A 19475-nucleotide genomic window follows, 5' to 3' on the forward strand; every position below is an offset into this window, starting at 1 on the left:
ATGACCTCGCGCGGCTGCGATTCAGAAACGCGGCCCAGGTTGGTGTTCGCTGGCGACATCTGGCCGATTCCCCCTCTTCCGGGCGGTTCGTTCGCAAACGATACGCAAGACGATTGTGAATTTCCCACCTCCACCCCACCGGGACAACGAGCTGTCCTGCTGCAATGTCGTTCGACTTGACGCTCGATCGCTGGCACTATTAGAACACGTTCTAGTGGGCACCGGGGCCCCATTTACTACCTCGAATCAAGGACGCGGAGGACGCACGTGGTAGCGACCGTCACCGACGAGCAGTTCGCGGCCCGTGAGCTGGTGCGCGATTGGGCACGCGATTCCTCCTCGGGGCCCAACGGGACCCAAGCGATCCGCGACGTCGAGCAGGGCAACGCCGATGCGTGGCGGCCGGTGTTGGCCGGCCTGGCCGAACTGGGACTGTTCGGCGTGGCCGTTGCGGAGGACTCCGGCGGGGCGGGCGGCAGCGTCGAGGACCTCTGCGCGATGGTCGAGGAAGCGGCCAAGGCGCTGGTACCCGGGCCCGTCGCCACCACCGCGCTGGCGACCCTTGTCGTCGACGATCCCGAAACGCTGGCCGCGCTGGCCTCCGGTGAGCGCTTCGCCGGGGTCGCACTCGAGGGCGCCGTGCAGTTCGACCGTGGTCTTGCGTCCGGCTCCGTCGATCTGGTGCTGGGCGCCGCCGACGGCGGTCTGTTGCTGCTGCCCGCCGGCGAGACGTGGGTGTTGGTCGACACCCGGTGCGAGGGCGTTCAGCTGGAGCCGTTGCGGGCCACCGACTTTTCCCGGCCGCTGGCGCGGGTGGTGCTGACGGAGGCGCCGGCCACCGCGATCGAAGCGTCGCGCGAGCGGGTCGACGAACTCGCCGCGACCGTGCTGGCCGCCGAGGCGGCCGGCGTGACCCGATGGTCCCTGGACACCGCGGTCGCATACGCCAAAGTCCGCGAGCAGTTCGGCAAGCCGATCGGCAGCTTCCAGGCCGTCAAGCACCTGTGCGCCGAGATGCTGTGCCGAGCCGAACAGGCCGAGGTGGCCGCCGCCGACGCCGCGCGCGCCGCGGCGGACTCCGACCCCGCACAGTTCTCGATCGCCGCGGCGCTGGCCGCGAGCATCGGCATCGCCGCCGCGAAGGCCAACGTCAAGGACTGCATTCAGGTGCTCGGCGGCATCGGGTGCACCTGGGAGCACGATGCGCACCTATACCTGCGCCGGGCGCATGCCATCGGCCGCTTCCTCGGCGGCGCCGAGCGCTGGCTGCGCCGCATCACCGCGTTGACGCAGTCGGGCGTGCGGCGTCGCCTGGGTATCGACCTCAGCGAGGTGGAGGGCCTGCGGCCGGAGATCGCCGCGGCCGTCGCCGAGGTCGCCGCGCTGCCGGAGGAGAAACGGCAGGCGGCCCTGGCCGACGCCCGGCTGCAGGCGCCGCACTGGCCCCCGCCGTACGGACGCGCGGCGTCACCGGCCGAGCAGCTGCTGATCGATCAGGAGATGGCGGCCGCCGGTGTCGTGCGGCCAGACCTGGTGATCGGGTGGTGGGCGGCGCCGACCATCCTCGAGCACGGCACGCCGGAGCAGATCGAGCGCTTCGTTCCGGCGACCCTGCGCGGCGAATTCCTTTGGTGTCAGCTGTTTTCCGAGCCGGGAGCCGGCTCCGACCTGGCGTCCCTGCGCACCAAGGCGGTCCGCGGTGAGGGCGGGTGGCTGTTGACGGGGCAGAAGGTCTGGACGTCCGCGGCGCACAAGGCCCGCTGGGGCGTGTGCCTGGCGCGCACCGACCCGGATGCCCCGAAACACAAGGGCATCACCTACTTCCTGCTGGACATGAAATCGCCGGGCATCGAAATCCGGCCGCTGCGCGAGATCACCGGCGACTCGCTGTTCAACGAGGTGTTCCTGGACAACGTGTTCGTGCCCGACGAAATGGTGGTCGGCACGGTGAACGACGGCTGGCGGCTGGCCCGCACCACGCTGGCCAACGAGCGGATCGCGATGGCCACCGGCACCGCGCTGGGCAACCCGATGGAAGAACTGCTCAAGGTGCTGGCGGGGATCGACCTCGACACTTCCCAGCAAGATCGGCTGGGGCGGTTGATCGTCACCGCCCAGACCGGAGCGCTGCTGGATCAGCGCATCGCGCAGCTCGCGGTGGGCGGGCGGGATCCGGGGGCGCAATCCAGCGTGCGCAAGCTCATCGGCGTCCGCTACCGGCAGGCGTTGGCCGAATTCACGATGGACGTCTCCGACGGCGGCGGCCTGGTCCACAACCAAGCGGTTTTCGACTTCCTCAACACCCGGTGCCTCACGATCGCCGGCGGTACCGAGCAGATCCTGCTCACGGTGGCCGCCGAGCGCCTCCTCGGTCTGCCCCGCTGACCGCTTTTTCGCCGACCCTGTAATTTTGGCGGTCCCTACTCGCACTTTGTCTGCAGATTTACAGCCTCGGCGACGTGTCGGTCGCCGATGCCACTATGCGGGCGTGCAGGCGGTGTTTATCGGCAGCGAAGCGGTCGCGCGGGGGGTAGTGACCAGGCACGAAGTGCGGCGTTGGTACGAGCCGATCTATCCGGGAGTGTATGCCGCACGGGGTCAACAACTTTCGCTGCGGGACAGGACGGAAGGGGCATGGTTGTGGTCGCGACGCCGGGCCATCGTTGCGGGCGTCGCGGCTTCGGCGTTGCATGGCGCCCGATGGGTCGACGCCGACATCCCCATCGAGTTGATCTGGTCGAGCACGCGGCCACCGACGGGAATCGTCGCGCGTGAGCAGCTCCTGGCCGGCGACGAAGCCACCCGCGTCGCGGGTCTGCCTGTCACCACCCCCGCGCGAACGGCGTACGACTTGGGCCGGTATCTGCCGCGCGGGCAAGCCGTTGCGCGGCTCGACGCGCTGATGCGGGCGACTCCGTTTTCGATGGAGGATGTGCTGCTGCTTGCCAAGCGATACCCCGGTGCTCGCCGGGTGCGACGACTGCGCTCGGTTTTGCACCTTGTCGACGGCGGTGCCGCCTCGCCGAAGGAGACCTGGCTGCGGCTCCTACTCGTCGACGCGGGCTTGCCTACCCCGACCACCCAGATACCGGTGGTCGACGGCTACCGCGCCCTGGCCATGCTCGATATGGGCTGGCGAGAGTTCGGCGTGGCCGTCGAGTATGACGGCGACCAGCACCGTAGCGATCGGCGCCAGTATGTGAAGGACCAGTGGCGCCTACGAAAGCTCGCGGAATTCGGCTGGATCGTCATTCGCGTGATCGCCGAGGACAAGCCCGAGGATGTCATCGAGCGCGCCACGACGGCGCTCCTCGCTCGAGGTTGGCGACCCGAGCGGACGACGCGAGTCGCTTGACGCCGCCGACCCTGTAATTTTGGCGGTCCCTACTCGCACTTTGTCTGCAGATTTACAGCTTCGGCGCGTCCAGAAGCTAGGAGAACGTCGTCACCGCGCAGGTGCTGGGCGAGGTGATGTTGACCCCGGGATAGACCACCTGGATGTGCGTGCAGGTGATGACGTTGACGTCGGTCTTGGGCTGACCGGTCCGCCAATCGGTCGAGTCGATGCGCCCCGTCGTCTGGTATTTGTCCGGCGGTCCCTCACCGAAGTAGACGGTGGTGATCTCGTCGTTGCCCATCGCCTTGTGGACCCGTTCGTACTGGCCGCTGGCGTGCGTGTCCAGGTAGGCCAACCGGTCCGTCGACCGGACCTCGGTGGTCTGGCGGGCCCACAGGCCGGGCGGGAAACCGATCACGCCGCCGTCGGGGGTGCGCACGTCGGCCCCGGCGGTGAAGTCACAGTGGCCGTCGGACTTGAAGCAATTGAGGAACATGTGCGTCTCGAGCTGGTTGGGGCCGTCGAGCGGAAACAGCGTGGTGGCCGTGTTGCTGGCCGCCGATGACGCGGGCGCCGGCAGGAACGTCACCATCGCCCCGACCACCGCGAATCCCGTCACTAGCCGCATCATCGGCGCTCCCCTTCCCGATTCGCTACGCGACTAATCGTCGTAGGTGACTTCTACCGAATCAGATTCGGGGTGAGATTGACAGGCCAAAATCAAACCTTCGTCGAGATCCTGCTGCTCGAGCACGTCGTTGACCTCCATGTTCACCTTGCCGCTGCGCAGCGTGCAGGCGCATGCGCCGCAGTGGCCCTCCCGGCAGGAAAACGGCGCGTCCAAACCTTTCGCGAGCAAGACGTCGAGCAGCTTGGCGTTACGCGGCCAGGACACGGTATGCGTTTCGCCGTCCAGCTCGACAACCGCGGTGGCCGGCGGCTCGTCGCCTTCCGCGGTGTCCTCGATCTTGACCGCCGCGAAGGGGTCGGAGTCCAGCGACTTGAACACCTCGATATGTACTTGCGGCGCAGGCACTTTCAGCGCCTCCAGCGCTTCACGCGAGGCATCCATGAACGGGCCGGGCCCGCAGATGTAGACGGGCCGATCGGTGTAGGGGGCGGCCAGCTTCGCCAGCGCCGTCGCGCTCGGCAACCCCTGCAGCGATTCCAGCCAATGCAGGACCGTAAGCCGGTCGGGATACTTGGCGGACAGCTCGCGCAGCGCGTCGGCGAAGATCACCGAGCGATCGTCGCGGTTGGCGTAGAGCAGCGTCACCTGCCCGCTGCCCTCGGCGAGTGCGGACTTGCAGATCGACATGATCGGGGTGATCCCGCTGCCGGCGGCCATCAGCAGGAAGTCGGCGTCCAGCGTCTTGGGCACGAAGTTGCCCGACGGCGCCAGCACGTGGATGCGCATGCCTTTGTGGGCGTGGTCGCACAGCCAGTTGGACGCGTAGCCGTCCGCGGTGCGCTTGACCGTGACTGTGAGCGCGTCGTCGGTGAACGGCGAACTGCACAGCGAGTAGCAGCGGGCCACCGATCCGGTCCGATCGCTGGGCACGCGCAATGTCAGGAACTGGCCAGGCGCGTAGCGCAGCCGCTCCGGGGGGATGGCGGGGTCGCCGGCCGCGTCCGGCACCGCGAACACCAACGAACGCGCGTCGTCGGTTTCCGCGACGACCTCGGCGATCTGCAGTTCAAGGACGTGGTCGCCGAGTGGCTCGTCGGGAATTGCTTCCGTCAAGACCAGCCCTTCCTTAGATGACAACTAGAACATGTTACAGAAAACCCGATTGGTACCGCTACCAGCCGCAGGAACACCCTGCTCGACACAAATCGGAACGTGTTCTAGTCTTCTGTGTAAATCCGCACTCCCAGGAGGCAAACGTAGGTGACTTCCATTCAACAGCGTGATGCACAGTCGATTCTGGCTGGCATCGATGATCTGCTTCCGCAGATTCGGGAGCGCGCTCAGGCGACGGAGGACTTGCGCCGGCTGCCCGATGAGACCGTTCAGGCGCTCGAGGACGTCGGCTTCTTCACCCTGCTGCAGCCCGAGCAGTGGGGCGGTCTGCAATGCGATCCCACGCTGTTCTACGAGGCGACGCGACGACTGGCGAGCGCGTGCGGCTCCACCGGCTGGGTGAGCTCGATCGTCGGGGTGCACAACTGGCATCTGGCCCTGTTCGACCAGCAGGCTCAGGAAGAGGTGTGGGGCGAGGACCCCAAGACGCGGATCTCGTCGTCGTATGCCCCGATGGGCGCGGGCGTGGTGACCGACGGGGGCTACATCGTCAACGGCTCGTGGAACTGGTCGTCGGGCTGTGACCACGCCAGCTGGACGTTCGTCGGCGGCCCGGTCATCAAGGACGGCCGCCCGGTGGATTTCGGCAGCTTCCTGATCCCGCGCAGTGAATACCGCATCGACGACGTGTGGCATGTGGTCGGGCTGCGCGGCACCGGCAGCAACACGCTGGTGGTCAAGGATGTCTTCGTGCCCCGGCACCGGTTCCTGTCCTACAAGGCGATGAACGACGGCACCGCCGGGGGATACCAGACCAACACCGCCCCGGTCTACAAAATGCCTTGGGGCACAATGCATCCCACCACGATCTCGGCCCCGATCGTCGGCATGGCATACGGCGCGTACGAGGCGCACGTCGAGCACCAGGGCAAGCGGGTGCGCGCGGCGTTCGCCGGCGAGAAGGCCAAGGACGACCCGTTCGCCAAGGTCCGCATCGCCGAGGCGGCCAGCGACATCGACGCTGCCTGGCGCCAGCTCAGCGGCAACGTCGCCGACGAGTACGCGCTGCTGTCCGCGGGCAAGGAGATCCCCTTCGAGCTGCGCGCCCGCGCCCGCCGCGACCAGGTGCGCGCCACCGGCCGCTCGATCGCCGCGATCGACCGCCTCTTCGAGGCGTCGGGCGCCACCGCGTTGGCCAATGACCAGCCGGTGCAACGCTTCTGGCGCGACGCGCATGCAGGTCGGGTGCACGCCGCCAACGACCCCGAGCGGGCGTACGTGATCTTCGGGAACCACGAGTTCGGGCTGCCGCCCGGCGACACGATGGTCTGATTCATGACGGCGACCGAAGAGCTGACGTTCGAGTCCACGTCGCGCTTCGTGGAGGTCGACGTCGACGGGCCGCTGAAGCTGCACTATCACGAGGCGGGCGTCGGGAACGACCAGACCGTGGTGCTGCTGCACGGCGGCGGCCCCGGGGCGGCGAGCTGGACGAACTTCTCGCGCAACATCCCGGTGCTGGCCCGGCACTTCCACGTGCTGGCCGTCGACCAGCCCGGCTACGGCCACTCCGACAAGCGCGCCGAGCACGGGCAATTCAACCGCTACGCCGCGCGAGCGCTCAAAGGCCTCTTCGATCAGCTGGGTTTGGGACGCGTTCCGCTGGTGGGTAATTCGCTGGGTGGGGGGACCGCGGTGCGGTTCGCGCTCGACTACCCGGATCTGGCCGGACGCCTGGTGCTGATGGGTCCCGGTGGGCTCAGCGTCAACCTATTTGCGCCGGACCCCACCGAGGGCGTCAAGCGCCTGGGCAAGTTCTCCGTCGAACCCACGAAAGAGAACCTCGAGGCGTTCCTGCGCGTGATGGTCTACGACCAGAAGCTCATCACCCCCGAGCTGATCGACGAGCGTTTCGCCCTGGCCAGCACACCGGAGTCGCTGACCGCGACCCGCGCGATGGGAATGTCGTTCTCCGGGGCCGACTTCGAGCTCGGCATGATGTGGCGCGAGGTGTACAAGCTGCGCCAGCCGGTGCTGCTGATCTGGGGACGCGAGGACCGGGTCAACCCGCTGGACGGCGCGCTGGTCGCGCTGAAGACCATCCCCCGTGCGCAACTGCATGTCTTCGGGCAATGTGGACATTGGGCGCAGGTGGAGAAGTTCGACGAGTTCAACAAACTCACCATCGATTTCCTGGGAGGTGCGTGATGAGCATCCGCTCGCTGGGCTATCTACGCATCGAGGCCACCGACATGGTGGCCTGGCGTGAGTACGGCCTGAAAGTCCTCGGCATGGTCGAGGGCAAGGGCGCCACCGAGGGTGCGCTGTATCTGCGGATGGACGATTTCCCGGCCCGGTTGGTCATTGTTCCCGGCGAGCAGGACCGGCTCGCGGAAGCCGGTTGGGAATGTGCGAATGCCGAAGGGCTGCAAGAGATCCGCAACCGGCTCGACGTCGAGGGCACCCCGTACAAGGAGGCCACCGCCGCCGATCTGGCCGAGCGGCGGGTGGACGAAATGATTCAGTTCTCCGACCCGTCCGGCAACCCGCTGGCCGTCTTCCACGGCGCCGCACTGGAACACCGCCGCGTGGTCAGCCCGTACGGCCACAAGTTCGTCACCGGCGAGCAGGGCCTGGGCCACGTCGTGCTGACCACCCGCGACGACGAGGAGGCGCTGCACTTCTACCGGGACGTGCTCGGGTTCAAGCTGCGTGACTCGATGCGGATGCCGCCGCAGGTGGTTGGGCGGCCCGCCGATGGGGCGCCGGCGTGGCTGCGCTTCTTCGGCTGCAATCCCCGCCACCACAGCCTGGCATTCCTGCCGCTGCCGACCCCGAGCGGCATCGTGCACCTGATGGTCGAGGTCGAAGAGGCCGACGACGTCGGCCTCTGCCTGGACCGGGCGCTGCGCCGCAAGGTGCCCATGTCGGCCACCCTCGGCCGTCACGTCAACGACCTGATGCTGTCGTTCTACATGAAGACACCCAGCGGTTTCGACGTCGAATTCGGTTGTGAGGGCAGGAAAGTCGACGACCACGATTGGATCGCCCGGGAAAGCACGGCGGTCAGCCTGTGGGGCCACGACTTCACCGTGGGCATGCGCGGCTAGCCATGTCGGCGCCGATCGATCCGCGGGCCTTCCGGCAGGTGCTGGGTCAGTTCTGCACCGGGATCACCATCATCACCACCGTGCACGACGAGGCACCGATCGGCTTTGCGTGCCAGTCATTCGCGGCGTTGTCGCTGGATCCGCCGCTGGTGCTGTTCTGCCCGACGAAGGTGTCGCGGTCCTGGAAGGCGATCGAGGCGTCCGGGCGGTTCTGCGTCAACGTGCTGACCGAAAAGCAGAAGGACGTCTCCGCCCGGTTCGGGTCGAAAGAACCGGACAAGTTCGCCGGCATCGACTGGCACCCTTCCGAACTCGGTTCGCCGGTCATCGACGGCTCGCTGGCCTACATCGACTGCACGGTCGCGTCGGTGCACGACGGCGGCGATCACTTCGTGGTGTTCGGCGCAGTCCAATCGCTTTCGGAAGCCCCCAAGATCAAGCCGCGGCCGCTGCTGTTCTACCGCGGCGACTACACGGGGATCGAACCGGACAAGACCACGCCGGCCCAGTGGCGCGACGACCTGGAAGCGTTCCTGACCACCACCACCCAGGACACCTGGCTCTAACGCGCTTTACGGCCGCGCCGCGATGTTTGGCGGCGCGCTTCGGAAGTGCGTTCGATATGCATTCACCCATTCGCCGCCAATCGGCCATTCGGGAGCGGACAATCGGGAGTGATTCCCGGTGGCCCGCTGAGGGGGCGGGCCACCGGGTGGGGCGCGTCTCTACGAAGTGCCCGTATTAGACATATATCAAACAAGCGGAGGCCAGTGACGCAGTTTGGCCATTTTCGGGCCGCGGTCTTGCGCACTGAGGCCTAGCCAGGATCGCTGGGCTTATTGCCGGTGGGCGGACTCGGTGTCGGTCGCCGACGTAGCCGCCTCGCTCGTCGACTCATCACGAGTCGACTCATCACGACCGTTTGCGGGCCCGGCCGCAGCTTCCTGAGCTTCCGCCTTGACTTTCGGGTCGATGCGGTCGGCACGTTGCTGCTGCTCCTGCAGTTCCTCCCGCGAGGTCGCCACCCGGCTCTGATGCGCGGCCGCTCGTTCCTGCAGTCTGGCGGCTTCGGCGGCCTTGACCTCGGCCTCGGCCTGCGCAGCACGCGCCTTCGCCGCTGTTTCATCGGCTAGCGCTTGACGCCGATCGACCTCGGCCGCCTCAGACCGGGCGTGTTCGCGAATCTCTTCGGCCTGCCGTTGCCGGCGTCGCCGCTTTGCTCTGGTCGCCATGACGACAAGGGCGACGATGACGAGGATTGCCACCACGGCGGCGATCACGATCCAGACGATATTGCTGGTGCTCATAATGGGGCTCCGTTGCTCGGGTGTGTTGGTGCTGCCCGTCTACCCGGATCCCCGTACTTGACGCATGCCAAACAGCCAATGCCGGCGCGGGCGCCGCTACATGAAGTCCAGCGCCTCGACCGTCGCGATCGGACCCTCGTGGGTCGGCCGGTTTGCCCCGCCGATGCAGTACACCGTGTTGCCGACCGTGGCTACCACCTCGGCGTGCCGCGACGTCGGCATGGGCGCCAGCGTGCTCCACTTCGCGTTGGCGATGTCATACATCTCGACCGTGTTCAGCACCATCGTCGGTTCTTCGCCGCCGACGGCCACGATGCGGCCATCGATGTACGTGGCGCCGTAACTTCCCCGCGGCGTCGGCATGCCCACCAGCTTGGTCCAGGTCCCCGCCGCGGGGTCGAATCGTTCGAGCGCCGCGGAGTTCTTGTCGGCCGAGAGGAACCGGCCGCCGACCGTGTACACGTACGTGCCGTCGGAGACCGCCGCCAGGTGTTCGCGCGGCGTCGGCATGTCGGCGGCGTCGTTCCACGAAGTGCCGTCGAACACCTCGGTCTGCGGGACGAGCTGCTTGGCGTTCTGCCCGCCGACCGCCACGAGTTTGTCACCCACCACGGCCGCGGCCGGCGCCGCCCGGGCATGAGTGAGGCTCGGCAGCTCCACCCAGTTGCCGCCCCGCAGCGCGAACACCTTGTTGGACGCGTTCGCGAGGTTGTCGCTCGCACCGCCGAGCACTACCACCTCACCGCGATATGTTGCCGCCGCCGCGTGGTGCAGCGGGATGGGCAACGGAGGGCCGGTTTCCCAGGCGCCGCTGTGCGGGTCGTAGCTCTCGACGGTCTGCAGCGCAACTCCGTTCTGCAGGCCGCCGATGATCCAGATCTTGTTGTTGAGGACGGCCCACGCCATCATCAATCGGGCCGTCGGCGCGTCCGGCAGGGAGCGCCACTGCGAGGCCGGCTGGATCTTGCGGGCCGGCAGCTTCAGCACCTCCGCCGCGGCGGTCACCTGGCCGTCCCCGACACCGGTCGACCCGCCGATCGCGTAGACGGATTTCTCCACCGCCGCGACGGCCACGCCGTGGCGCGGGGTCGTCATGTCCGGCAGCCCGGTCCACGTTTTGGTCATCAGATCGAACACCGAAACGGTTTTGAGGACTTGCCCCGACGACACGCCCCCGACCGCCACCAGGCGTCCGTCCGTGATGGCCACGCCGAGGTCACTGCGCGCCTGAGGAAGCGCGGGCAACGACGTCCAGGCTTTCGCGGCCGGGTCATACGCCTCGAGCGTCGGCAGGTCCGAGCTGCCGTTGGTGCCGCCGACGGTGTAGACGAGCTTTCCATCCGAGGCCGCGGCCAGCATCTGCCGCGGAGTCGGTATGGGCGCGCCCAGGCTCCAGGAGTTGCCGTCGAAGACCTCGGTCGTGTTCAGTAGCGCGCCGCCCGCGTCGACACCGCCGGTGACAACCAGGCGATCACCGACGACGGCGGCTGCCGCCGCGGCTCGTGGCTGCAACAGGTGCGGCATCTCTACCCAGCGACTGTTGATCACCCGCCAAACCTGGTCCGACGCAACGCTTTTGCCCCCGACCGACTTGAGGCCGCCGAGCACGACGGGGTTGCCCTGCCAGTTGACCGCGGTCGCGCGCTGGACCGCAACCGGTAGATCGTCGCCGCCCTTCCAGCTATCGATGACGGGGTCGTACCCTTCCTGCATGGCGCTGAGGGCGCCGTCGCTTCGAATCCCGCCGAAGATCCAGATGGTGCCGTCGACCTGCGTGGTGGCCCCGGCGTCGCGGGCAACGCGCGCATTCGTGATCGGTTTCCACGCGACCGGTGCCTCCGTGCTCGGTTGGCTCGCGGCGGTCTTGTGGCCGTTGTCGCTCGGAATCGCGAAGACCGCGAGGACGATCACCAGCAGCACGACGGCAGCGGCCGCGCCGGCGACCAGCGCAATGCGACTCCGCTTCTTTCCCGGCTCGCCGAACCAAGCGGCGGCCCGCGCCTGCAGCGGTGGTTTCCCGCCCGGCGGGACGGCACCCGGCGGCTGCGGCTGAGCGGGGATCCTCGGCGGGGTCATTGCGTTGCCGTTTCCCGACGGCGGGGGCGGCGGAGTCGGAACCGGTCCCGGCGGCTCGGCGATGTGCCCGCCGCGCAATCTGGTCGCCGCGGCGGAGTACTCGTCGGACCCGGACGCCGCCAGCGGTGCGGTCGCGGGGGCGGACTCGCTCGGCGGCGGCGGTTTGGGAACGGACGACGTCGTGCGATCCCGCGGCTGCCCCGTTGCAGTGTGCCCGCGGGGGGAAGCGGAGGGCGTTGCGGTGAGGCCCGCAGTCACGTTCACCGTTTGCCCCGGCTCGACGCCGACGCTGGTGATCGCCATCGAATCGGGTTTCAGGCCATTCTGGCGCTGCGCCGATTGCAACTCGCGGCCGAACTGCGCCGCGGACGTGGGCCGCTCGGCCGGATCGATGGCCATCGCATGCTCGATCGCAGCGCACACCGCGTCCGGGATCCCGTCCGGACGCATGTCCGGGACCCGTGTCGTGCTGATCCGCAGATACTGCGCGATGAGGTCCTCGCCGCTGCGGCGTTCGTGTGCGGCGCTGCCGGCAATGAGCGCATAAATCGTGGCGCCGAGGGAGTAAAGGTCGGAACTCACCGTTGCCGGATTACCGGTCATGACCTCGGGCGCGGTGTAGTCGATTGTGCCGGAGAAGAACCCGGTCGCGGTTTCATACCCGCCTTCGATGTGGGCGATCCCGAAATCGCTGAGCTGGGGCTCGCCGTAGTCGTTGATAAGCACGTTCGCGGGCTTGATATCGCGGTGCAAAGTGCCGCTCTTGTGCGCGGTTTCCAGTGCCCCGCACAACTTCACCCCGATCCGCAATGCCTCGGGCCAAGAGATTGGCCCCTCGCGGCGCAACCTGACGGCCAGCGAATCCGCTGCGTGGTAGGGCATCACGATGTACGGCTTGCCGCTCTCGGTCACGCCGACGCGCAAGATGTTGACGATATTCGGGTGCCCCGAGAGGCCGCCCATCGCATAGCCCTCGCGCAGAAAGCGCTCCCTGCTGTCTTCGTCGAAATGCGATGGCAGCACCTTGACCGCGACATTTCGCCCGAGCGCCGTCTCGTAGCAGCAATAGATCACGCCGGCGCCACCCCGGGCGACTTGGCGGGCATCTTCGAATCCGGCGGAAGCCAACTCCGCAGCGAGCCCGCTCGGGGCCGGCGTCGGACCGTCGGTGGCAGGTCCTTCAGCCATTTTTGGGCGCCAATCTGTGCAATGAATGAATTAGCGAGGTCAAGAGTATCGCTCGCGATCTCCCGCGGAGAAGATTCGGCGAGGATAGTTTCCGCGGGACATATTCTGACGCCCGCCTGGGCCAGAATGGCGTCATGACGCTCGATCTGAACGGATACTTCGATCGCATCGACTACCGCGGCGCCGCCGAGCCGAACCTCGAGGTATTACAGGATCTGGTGACCGCCCACACTCGAACCATTCCGTTCGAGAACCTCGATCCGCTGCTGGGGGTGCCGGTCGACGACCTGGGCCCGGAATCCCTCGCCGACAAGCTGGTTCACCGGCGCCGGGGCGGCTACTGCTACGAGCAGAACGGCCTGATGGGCCATGCGCTCGCCGAAATCGGCTTTCGGGTGCGGCGATTCGCCGGGCGGGTGGTCTGGATGGTCCCGCCCGACGCGCCGGTCGGGGCGCAGACTCATACGGTGTTGGCGGTGACGTTCCCCGGTTCCGCGGGCCCATATCTCGTCGATGTCGGTTTCGGCGGCCAGACCCTGCCTTCGCCCATCCGGCTGGAAACGGGCAGCGTCCAGCAGACGACGCTGGAACCGTACCGATTGCGGGACCGCCGCGACGGCCTGGTGCTAGAGGCCCAGATCCGCGGCGAGTGGCAGTCACTCTACGAGTTCACCACGCGAAGCCGGCCGGACATCGACCTGCGGGTGGGTAGCTGGTGGGTGTCGACCCACCCGTCCTCGCACTTCGTGACGAGCCTGACGGTCGCACGGTTGACCGACGGCGCACGAATGAACCTGGCGGGGCGCAACCTGACCGTTCACCGCGCCGACGGCAGCGAGAAGACCCGCCTCGACGACGCCGCCGCGGTTGTCGACGCGCTGCGCGACCGGTTCGGCATCAATGTCGATGACGTCGCCGAGCGCGGTGCCCTCGAGGCGCGGATCGACAAGGTCCTCGACGCCTAGCGGCGGACCAGCCAAGGCCCGATCCGCCGCAGCGCCTCTTCGATGTCGGTGGTCGGCCCGGCGAAGGACAGCCGGACGAACGCATTGCCCCGCGCGGGGTCGAAGTCGATGCCCGGTGCGATGGCAACGCCGGTGTCGGACAGCAGCTTTGCGCAGAACCCCAGCGAATCGTCGGTGAAGTCGGAGACGTCGGCGTACACGTAGAACGCGCCGTCGGTGGGCGCCAGCCGGTCGATCCCGATCCGGCGCAGCCCGTCCAGCAGCAGCGAGCGGTTGACCGCGTAGTGACGCAGATGTCCGTCGGCCTCGGCGATCGCCTCCGGGGTGAACGCCGCCACCGCGGCGAACTGTGACAGCACGGGCGGGCAGATGGTGAAGTTGCCGGTCAGGCAGTCCACCGCGCGGCGCAGCTCCGGCGGCACCAGCAGCCAGCCGAGCCGCCAGCCCGTCATCGCGTAATACTTGGAAAAGCTGTTGACTACCACCGCGTTTCGCGACGTTTGCCAGGCGCAGCTGGTTTGCGGGGCGCCTTGGTAGACCAGGCCGTGGTACACCTCGTCGCTGATCAGCCGCACCCCCGAGGCCTCACACCACGACGCGATCGCCGCCAACTCGGCCGGCGGTATGACCGTCCCGGTGGGGTTGGCCGGGCTGGCGACGACGACGCCGGCCACCGGCGGGTCCAGTTCGGCCAGCATCCGCGCGGTCGGTTGGAACCGGGTCTCCGGTCCGCACGGGATCTCCACCACCTCGCATCCCAGCGCCGACAAGATGTTTCGATAGCACGGGTAGCCGGGACTCGCCAGCGCCACCCGATCGCCCACGTCGAAGCACGCGAGAAAAGCGAGCAGGAATCCGCCCGAGGAACCCGTGGTGATCACCACGGCGTCGGACTCGACGTAGATTCCGTGCTGGCGTTGGTAATCCGCCGCGATCGCGTCGCGCAGTTCCGGGATGCCCAGCGCCACGGTGTAACCCAACTCGTTGAGATGCAGGGCACTGGCCGCGGCGGCCCTTACCGGCTCGGGGGCGCCGACACTCGGTTGCCCTGCCGACAGGTTCACCAGATCGCCGTGGCTGCGCTGGCGCTCCGCGGCCGCCAGCCAGACATCCATCACATAGAACGGCGGGATGCCGGCACGCAGCGCGACGGAGGCGTTCACGGCGTTTTGAGCACCTCGGATTCCAGTCGGCTCAGCAGTTCTCGCGGCGCGCAAAGCAGCTGGGCACTGCCGTGTGCGCGCTTGAAATACAGGTGCATGTCATGTTCCCAGGTGATCGCGATGCCACCGTGAAGCTGAATGCCTTCGGCGGCCGCCCTGCTTAGCGCCTCGCTTGCGGTGAGGCGCGCGGTGGCGGCGTTGGTGGGTGTGGGATCGACGCACGCGTCGGCGACGACGGCCCGCGCCGCCGCGATCGCGACGTACAGATCCGCCATCCGATGCTTGAGCGCCTGGAAGCTGCCGATGGGACGGCCGAATTGCACTCTGCTCTTGGCATATTCGACGGTCAGCTCCAGGCAGCGCTCGGCGGCTCCGATCTGCTCGGCGGCCACCAGGATCGCCGCGGAGTCGGCCAGGCCGGGGTCGGGGCCCAGCGCGGTGGTCTCCTCGGGCCGCACTTGGGCCAGCCGGCGCGTGGGGTCCATCGTCGTCACCGGTTGCGCGCTGAAGCGGGTCCACCTGGCGAGCTGGCCGTCGACCGCGGCGACGACCACGTCGGCGATGTCGCCGTTGACCACATAGTCGGCGTCGAGCACCAGCGCGCCGATCGAGCTACCCTCCGCCAGTCCCGCCAATACGTCGGCGTCCGGCTCTGGCGCCGCCAGCAACGCCAGCTCGGCCAGCGTGGTGCCCAGCAGCGGGGAGGGCACCAGCGCGCGGCCCGTTTCCTGCAAAACCGTTGCGGCATCGGCCAATTCCCCGCCCGCACCGCCCAGCTCCTCGGGCACCACCAGCGCGGCGGCGCCGACCTGCTCGCACAGCAGCCGCCACAGCGATTCGTCGTAGCCGCGATCGGACTCCATCGCCGCGCGCACCGCCGCCGGCTCTGCGTGCTTGGTGACCAGGGCCGCGACGGTCTCGCGCAGCATCTCCCGTTCTTCGCTCATAACGCCTCCAGCACCCTGCGCCGATGCGCCTCGGGATCACCCCACGCCGAGCGTAATGCCTGCACCCGCAGCAGCCACAGCGACAGGTCGTGCTCCTGGGTGAAGCCGATCGCGCCGTGTGTCTGCAACGACGCCCGCGCCGCCAACAGCCCGGCCTCGGATGCCGCCGCCTTGGCGGCGCTCACGTCGCGTGGCTCCAGCGTCAGCGCCGCGCCGTACACCAAGGGACGGGCCAACTCGATCGCGATATGCACATCGGCCAGCTTGTGCTTGATGGCCTGATAAGAACCGATCACCCGGCCGAACTGCGTGCGCTGCTTCGCGTAATCGACCGCGTCGGTCAGCAGCGCCTCCGCGGCGCCCATCAGCTGTGCCGCGGTGGCCAGCGCCCCGAACCGGCAGGCGCGCTCGACGTCCGCCTGCCAGGGGTCACCGGTCGCCGTCACGTCGTAGAGGCGGCGGCTTGGATCGACGGATTGGTGGCACTCGCCCGTCGCGGCTTCACTGACGCCGGCGTCGGTGGCCAGCAGCACCAGCCCGGCCGCCTCGGCGTCGACCGCGCGCGGCGCGTCGGGCGGCAGTGCGACGCTGGCGATCAGCTCACCGGACGCCAGCCCGGCGCTGCGATCATCCCCGGCAAGCAAAACCGGTGCAACGGCGATGGATTCGGCCACCGGACCCGGAACGCACCAGCGACCGAGGCGTTCCAACGCGACGACCAGGTCCACCGGGTCCGCGTCCAGGCCGTCGTATTTCTCGGACACGGCCAGGGCGGTGACGCCGAGGTTGGCCAGTTGCTCCCACACCTTGCGGCCGGGCGCGACGTCGCCGACAGCCCAGGCGCGCACCGCCCCGGGCAGGTCTGCCGCGCTCAGCGCCGCGTCGATGCTGGCCGCGAAGTCGCGCTGCTGTTCATCGAGCGCAAATTTCACTTCTTGCCTCCCGACTTTTCCCGCGGCAGGCCCAGCAGCCGCTCGGAGATGATGTTGCGCTGAATCTCGTTGGTACCGGCATAGATCGGGCCGCCCAGCGCGAACAGCAGGCCGTCGGTCCACGGGCCGGCGAGCTCGCCGTCGGCGCCCCGCAGGTCGATTGCGGTCTGATGGATAGCCACGTCGAGATCGGACCAGAACACCTTGGTCACCGACGATTCGGCGCCCAGTTCGCCGCCGGCGGCCAGCCTGGTCACCGTGCCGAAGGTCTGCAGCCGGTAGGCCTGCGCCTTGATCCAGGCGTCGGCAACCCGGTCGGCGAGCTCGGCGGGGGAGCCGGTGTCCTTCCACAGCCGCACCAGCCGCTCGGCGGCCGCCAGGAAGCGGGCCGGGCTGCGCAGCGACATGCCGCGCTCGTTGCTCGACGTGCTCATCGCCGCCCGCCAGCCGTCGTTCGGGGTGCCGATGACGTCCTCGTCGGGCACGAAGACGTCGTCGAGGAAGATCTCACCGAAGCCGGTGTCGCCGCCCAGCTGGACGATGGGCCGCACCGTGATGCCCTTGGCTTTCAGGTCGAACATGAAGTACGTCAGCCCGTGGTGTCGCTCCGCCGAGGGGTCGGACCGGAACAACCCGAAACCCATCTCGGCGAACGGTGCCCGCGAGCTCCAGATCTTCTGCCCGTTGAGCAGCCAGCCACCCTCGGTCTTGGTGGCGGTGGACCGCAGCGACGCCAGGTCGCTGCCGGATTCGGGTTCCGACCAGGCTTGGGCCCAGATCTGTTCGCCGCTGGCCATTTTCGGCAGTATCCGGTCGAGTTGCTCCTCGGTGCCGTGCGCGAACAACGTCGGGGCCAGCATCGAGGTGCCGTTGGCGCTGGCGCGCCCCGGCGCCCCGGCGTGGAAGTACTCCTCTTCGAACACCACCCAGTGCAGCAGCGGCGCGTCGCGACCGCCGTATTTCTTCGGCCAGGTGATCACCGACAGGCCCGCATCGAAGAGCACCTTGTCCCAATGCCGGTGTTGCGCAAAGCCTTCCGCGTTGTCGTAGGACTTCGTCGGGATCGCCTCGGCGTTGGCGGTGAGGAAGTTCCGCACCTCGGCCTGGAAGGCCAATGTCTCGTCGTCTAGTTCAAGATCCAATTCAGGCCAGCTCTCGAAGTTGTGGTTTGACCACCTTGCCGCCCGCATTGCGCGGCAATGCGTCGACGAACCGCACCGACCGCGGTGCCTTGAAGTTCGCCAAATGCTCACGGGTATAAGCGATTACCGATTTCTCATCGAGGTTCGAGCCGGGCCGGGTCACCAGGAACGCCCGGCCCACCTCGCCCAGGCGCTCGTCGGGAACCCCGATCACGGCGGCGTCGGCCACGCCGTCGAGCCGGGCAAGCACCTGCTCGACCTCGGCGGGATAGACGTTGAAGCCGCCGCAGATGTACATGTCCTTGAGCCGGTCGGTGATGCGCAGGTTTCCGGCCTTGTCGACGGTCCCGATGTCACCGGTGTGCAGCCAGCCGTCGGCGTCGATGGCCGCGGCGGTGGCCTGTGGGTCGTCGAGATAGCCCAGCATCACGTTGGGCCCGCGCAGCAGCACCTCTCCCGATTCGCCGGGTTCCGTTGCGTCGATGCGCAATTCGAAGTCCGCGAACGGGCGGCCGCAAGTGGTGGCGACGGTCACCGCGTCGTCGTCGGCTCGGCACATGGTGCCCATGCCGTTGGCCTCGGTCAGGCCGTAGGCGGTCAGCACGATGTCGATGTCCAGCTCGGACTGCATGCGTTCGACCAACACCACGGGCACGGTGGCCGCGCCGGTCACCGCGAACCGCAGCGAGCTCAGGTCGTAGTCGTTGCGCGCCGGGTGGTCCAGCAGGGTCTGGTAGATCGTCGGCGGCCCGGGCAACACGGTGATGCGGTGTTGCTCGATGGCCTGCAGCGTGCGCAGCGGATCGAAGGTCAGGTGCGGGATCAGCGTCGCGCCGGTCTGCAGGCAGGCCAGAATGCCGGCCTTGTATCCGAAGTTGTGAAAGAACGGATTGATGCACAGGTAGCGGTCGTCGCTGGTGATCTTGCCGTTGGCGGCCCACGAGGCCGACGCCGAGAGCGATTGCCGGTGCGCGCACAGCACGCCTTTGCTGCGGCCGGTGGTGCCGGAGGTGAACAGGATGTCGCTGACGTCATCGGGGGACACGGCCGCGGCGCGGTCGGCGACCGCGCGGGTGTCGGTGCCGCCGGCGATGAAGTCGTCCCACGTGCCGTCCTCGGCCTCGATCGGTATCCGCACGATGTGCCGCAGCGCGGACAGGGCAGCGCGGTCGAGGTCGGCGAGTCGATCGTTGCCCAGAAATCGGCCCATCCCGAACAGCACCGGCGTCTCGGTGCGGGCCAGGATGTCGGCGGCCTCCGAGGCGGTGTAGCGCGTGTTGAGCGGCACCATCGCGGCTCCGGCGTGGTGAATCGCGAGGCAGGCGACCACCCAGTGCCAGGTGTTCGGCGACCAGATGGCCACCCGGTCGCGCGGTTGGACGCCGAGGGCGATCAGCGCGGCCGTCGCGCGGTGCACCTCGTCGCGCAGCTCGGCGGCGGTGAACGAGCGGTCGTCGGTGATCAGCGCGGCGTGGTCGGGGAGCTGATCGGCGAAACGGTCCAGCGCCGCGGGCACGGTGCGCGGATCGTCAGTCATCGATGCTCCTAACAAAGCAAGTGCTTG

Annotated in this window: 16 protein-coding genes; 7 read left to right on the forward strand and 9 right to left on the reverse strand. The window is 68.0% G+C overall.

The window, feature by feature from the left end:
• Positions 1-267 precede the first annotated feature (267 nt).
• On the forward strand, positions 268-2385 hold the full coding sequence (locus tag A5747_RS22785; RefSeq protein WP_076128550.1) for an acyl-CoA dehydrogenase: 2118 nt from the start codon (positions 268-270) through the stop codon (positions 2383-2385).
• 103 nt (positions 2386-2488) lie between these two features.
• Positions 2489-3355 (forward strand): endonuclease domain-containing protein, encoded by an 867-nt coding sequence (locus A5747_RS22790; protein WP_076128552.1) that lies wholly within the window; start codon positions 2489-2491, stop codon positions 3353-3355.
• A gap of 76 nt (positions 3356-3431) precedes the next feature.
• Here A5747_RS22790 and A5747_RS22795 read toward each other — a convergent pair whose 3' ends face one another.
• Together A5747_RS22795 and A5747_RS22800 are read right to left on the reverse strand one after the other, a co-directional pair.
• A complete protein-coding gene (locus A5747_RS22795; protein WP_076128554.1) occupies positions 3432-3968 on the reverse strand; it encodes a hypothetical protein in 537 nt (178 codons plus the stop codon).
• Between the two features lie 30 nt (positions 3969-3998).
• Complete coding sequence (locus A5747_RS22800) at positions 3999-5081, reverse strand: ferredoxin--NADP reductase (protein WP_076128556.1); 1083 nt, start codon at positions 5079-5081, stop codon at positions 3999-4001.
• Between the two features lie 147 nt (positions 5082-5228).
• Here A5747_RS22800 and hsaA point away from each other — a divergent pair, with 147 nt between their 5' ends.
• The 4 genes from hsaA to hsaB are packed head-to-tail and all read left to right on the forward strand — an operon-like array spanning position 5229 to position 8757.
• Positions 5229-6413: a 3-hydroxy-9,10-secoandrosta-1,3,5(10)-triene-9,17-dione monooxygenase oxygenase subunit gene (gene hsaA / locus A5747_RS22805; RefSeq protein WP_076064160.1), complete on the forward strand. Its 1185-nt coding sequence runs from the start codon at positions 5229-5231 to the stop codon at positions 6411-6413.
• 3 nt (positions 6414-6416) lie between these two features.
• The gene (hsaD, locus tag A5747_RS22810; protein WP_076128558.1) at positions 6417-7289 is read left to right on the forward strand and encodes a 4,5:9,10-diseco-3-hydroxy-5,9,17-trioxoandrosta-1(10),2-diene-4-oate hydrolase; all 873 of its coding nucleotides are present in this window, start codon (positions 6417-6419) and stop codon (positions 7287-7289) included.
• Positions 7289-8191, forward strand: a complete 903-nt coding sequence (gene hsaC / locus A5747_RS22815) for an iron-dependent extradiol dioxygenase HsaC (RefSeq protein WP_076128560.1) — start codon at positions 7289-7291, stop codon at positions 8189-8191. Before hsaD ends, hsaC begins: the two co-directional genes overlap by 1 nt.
• A 2-nt stretch (positions 8192-8193) precedes the next feature.
• Entirely contained in the window at positions 8194-8757 is a 564-nt protein-coding gene (hsaB, locus tag A5747_RS22820) for a 3-hydroxy-9,10-secoandrosta-1,3,5(10)-triene-9,17-dione monooxygenase reductase subunit (RefSeq protein WP_076128562.1), read from the forward strand.
• 270 nt (positions 8758-9027) lie between these two features.
• Here the strand turns inward: hsaB and A5747_RS22825 are convergent, their stop codons facing one another.
• Positions 9028-9498, reverse strand: coding sequence for a hypothetical protein (locus tag A5747_RS22825; protein ID WP_076128564.1), 471 nt, complete (start codon positions 9496-9498; stop codon positions 9028-9030).
• A 96-nt stretch (positions 9499-9594) separates the two neighbouring features.
• Positions 9595-12762 (reverse strand): serine/threonine-protein kinase, encoded by a 3168-nt coding sequence (locus tag A5747_RS22830; protein ID WP_076128565.1) that lies wholly within the window; start codon positions 12760-12762, stop codon positions 9595-9597.
• A gap of 134 nt (positions 12763-12896) precedes the next feature.
• Between A5747_RS22830 and A5747_RS22835 the strand changes: the two genes are divergently transcribed.
• The gene (locus A5747_RS22835; RefSeq protein ID WP_076128567.1) at positions 12897-13727 is read left to right on the forward strand and encodes an arylamine N-acetyltransferase; all 831 of its coding nucleotides are present in this window, start codon (positions 12897-12899) and stop codon (positions 13725-13727) included.
• On the opposite strand, the gene A5747_RS22840 is transcribed toward A5747_RS22835, so the two are convergent.
• The 5 genes from A5747_RS22840 to fadD3 are packed head-to-tail and all read right to left on the reverse strand — an operon-like array spanning position 13724 to position 19448.
• Complete coding sequence (locus A5747_RS22840) at positions 13724-14842, reverse strand: pyridoxal phosphate-dependent aminotransferase (RefSeq protein ID WP_076128615.1); 1119 nt, start codon at positions 14840-14842, stop codon at positions 13724-13726. The two genes, A5747_RS22835 and A5747_RS22840, sit on opposite strands and share 4 nt — an antisense overlap.
• 44 nt (positions 14843-14886) lie before the next feature.
• Positions 14887-15837 carry an acyl-CoA dehydrogenase family protein gene (locus A5747_RS22845; RefSeq protein WP_076128569.1) on the reverse strand — a complete coding sequence of 317 codons (951 nt, stop codon included), beginning with the start codon at positions 15835-15837 and terminating at the stop codon, positions 14887-14889.
• Positions 15834-16769 carry an acyl-CoA dehydrogenase family protein gene (locus A5747_RS22850; RefSeq protein ID WP_076128571.1) on the reverse strand — a complete coding sequence of 312 codons (936 nt, stop codon included), beginning with the start codon at positions 16767-16769 and terminating at the stop codon, positions 15834-15836. The genes A5747_RS22845 and A5747_RS22850 overlap by 4 nt, the downstream gene beginning before the upstream one ends.
• Positions 16766-17911 (reverse strand): acyl-CoA dehydrogenase family protein, encoded by a 1146-nt coding sequence (locus A5747_RS22855; RefSeq protein WP_076128573.1) that lies wholly within the window; start codon positions 17909-17911, stop codon positions 16766-16768. The genes A5747_RS22850 and A5747_RS22855 overlap by 4 nt, the downstream gene beginning before the upstream one ends.
• Before the next feature lies 1 nt (position 17912).
• The gene (fadD3, locus tag A5747_RS22860; RefSeq protein WP_076128575.1) at positions 17913-19448 is read right to left on the reverse strand and encodes a 3-((3aS,4S,7aS)-7a-methyl-1,5-dioxo-octahydro-1H-inden-4-yl)propanoate--CoA ligase FadD3; all 1536 of its coding nucleotides are present in this window, start codon (positions 19446-19448) and stop codon (positions 17913-17915) included.
• Positions 19449-19475: the final 27 nt, after the last annotated feature.

This window comes from Mycobacterium sp. IS-836 (genome assembly GCF_001954275.1).
Taxonomy (GTDB): Bacteria; Actinomycetota; Actinomycetes; order Mycobacteriales; family Mycobacteriaceae; genus Mycobacterium.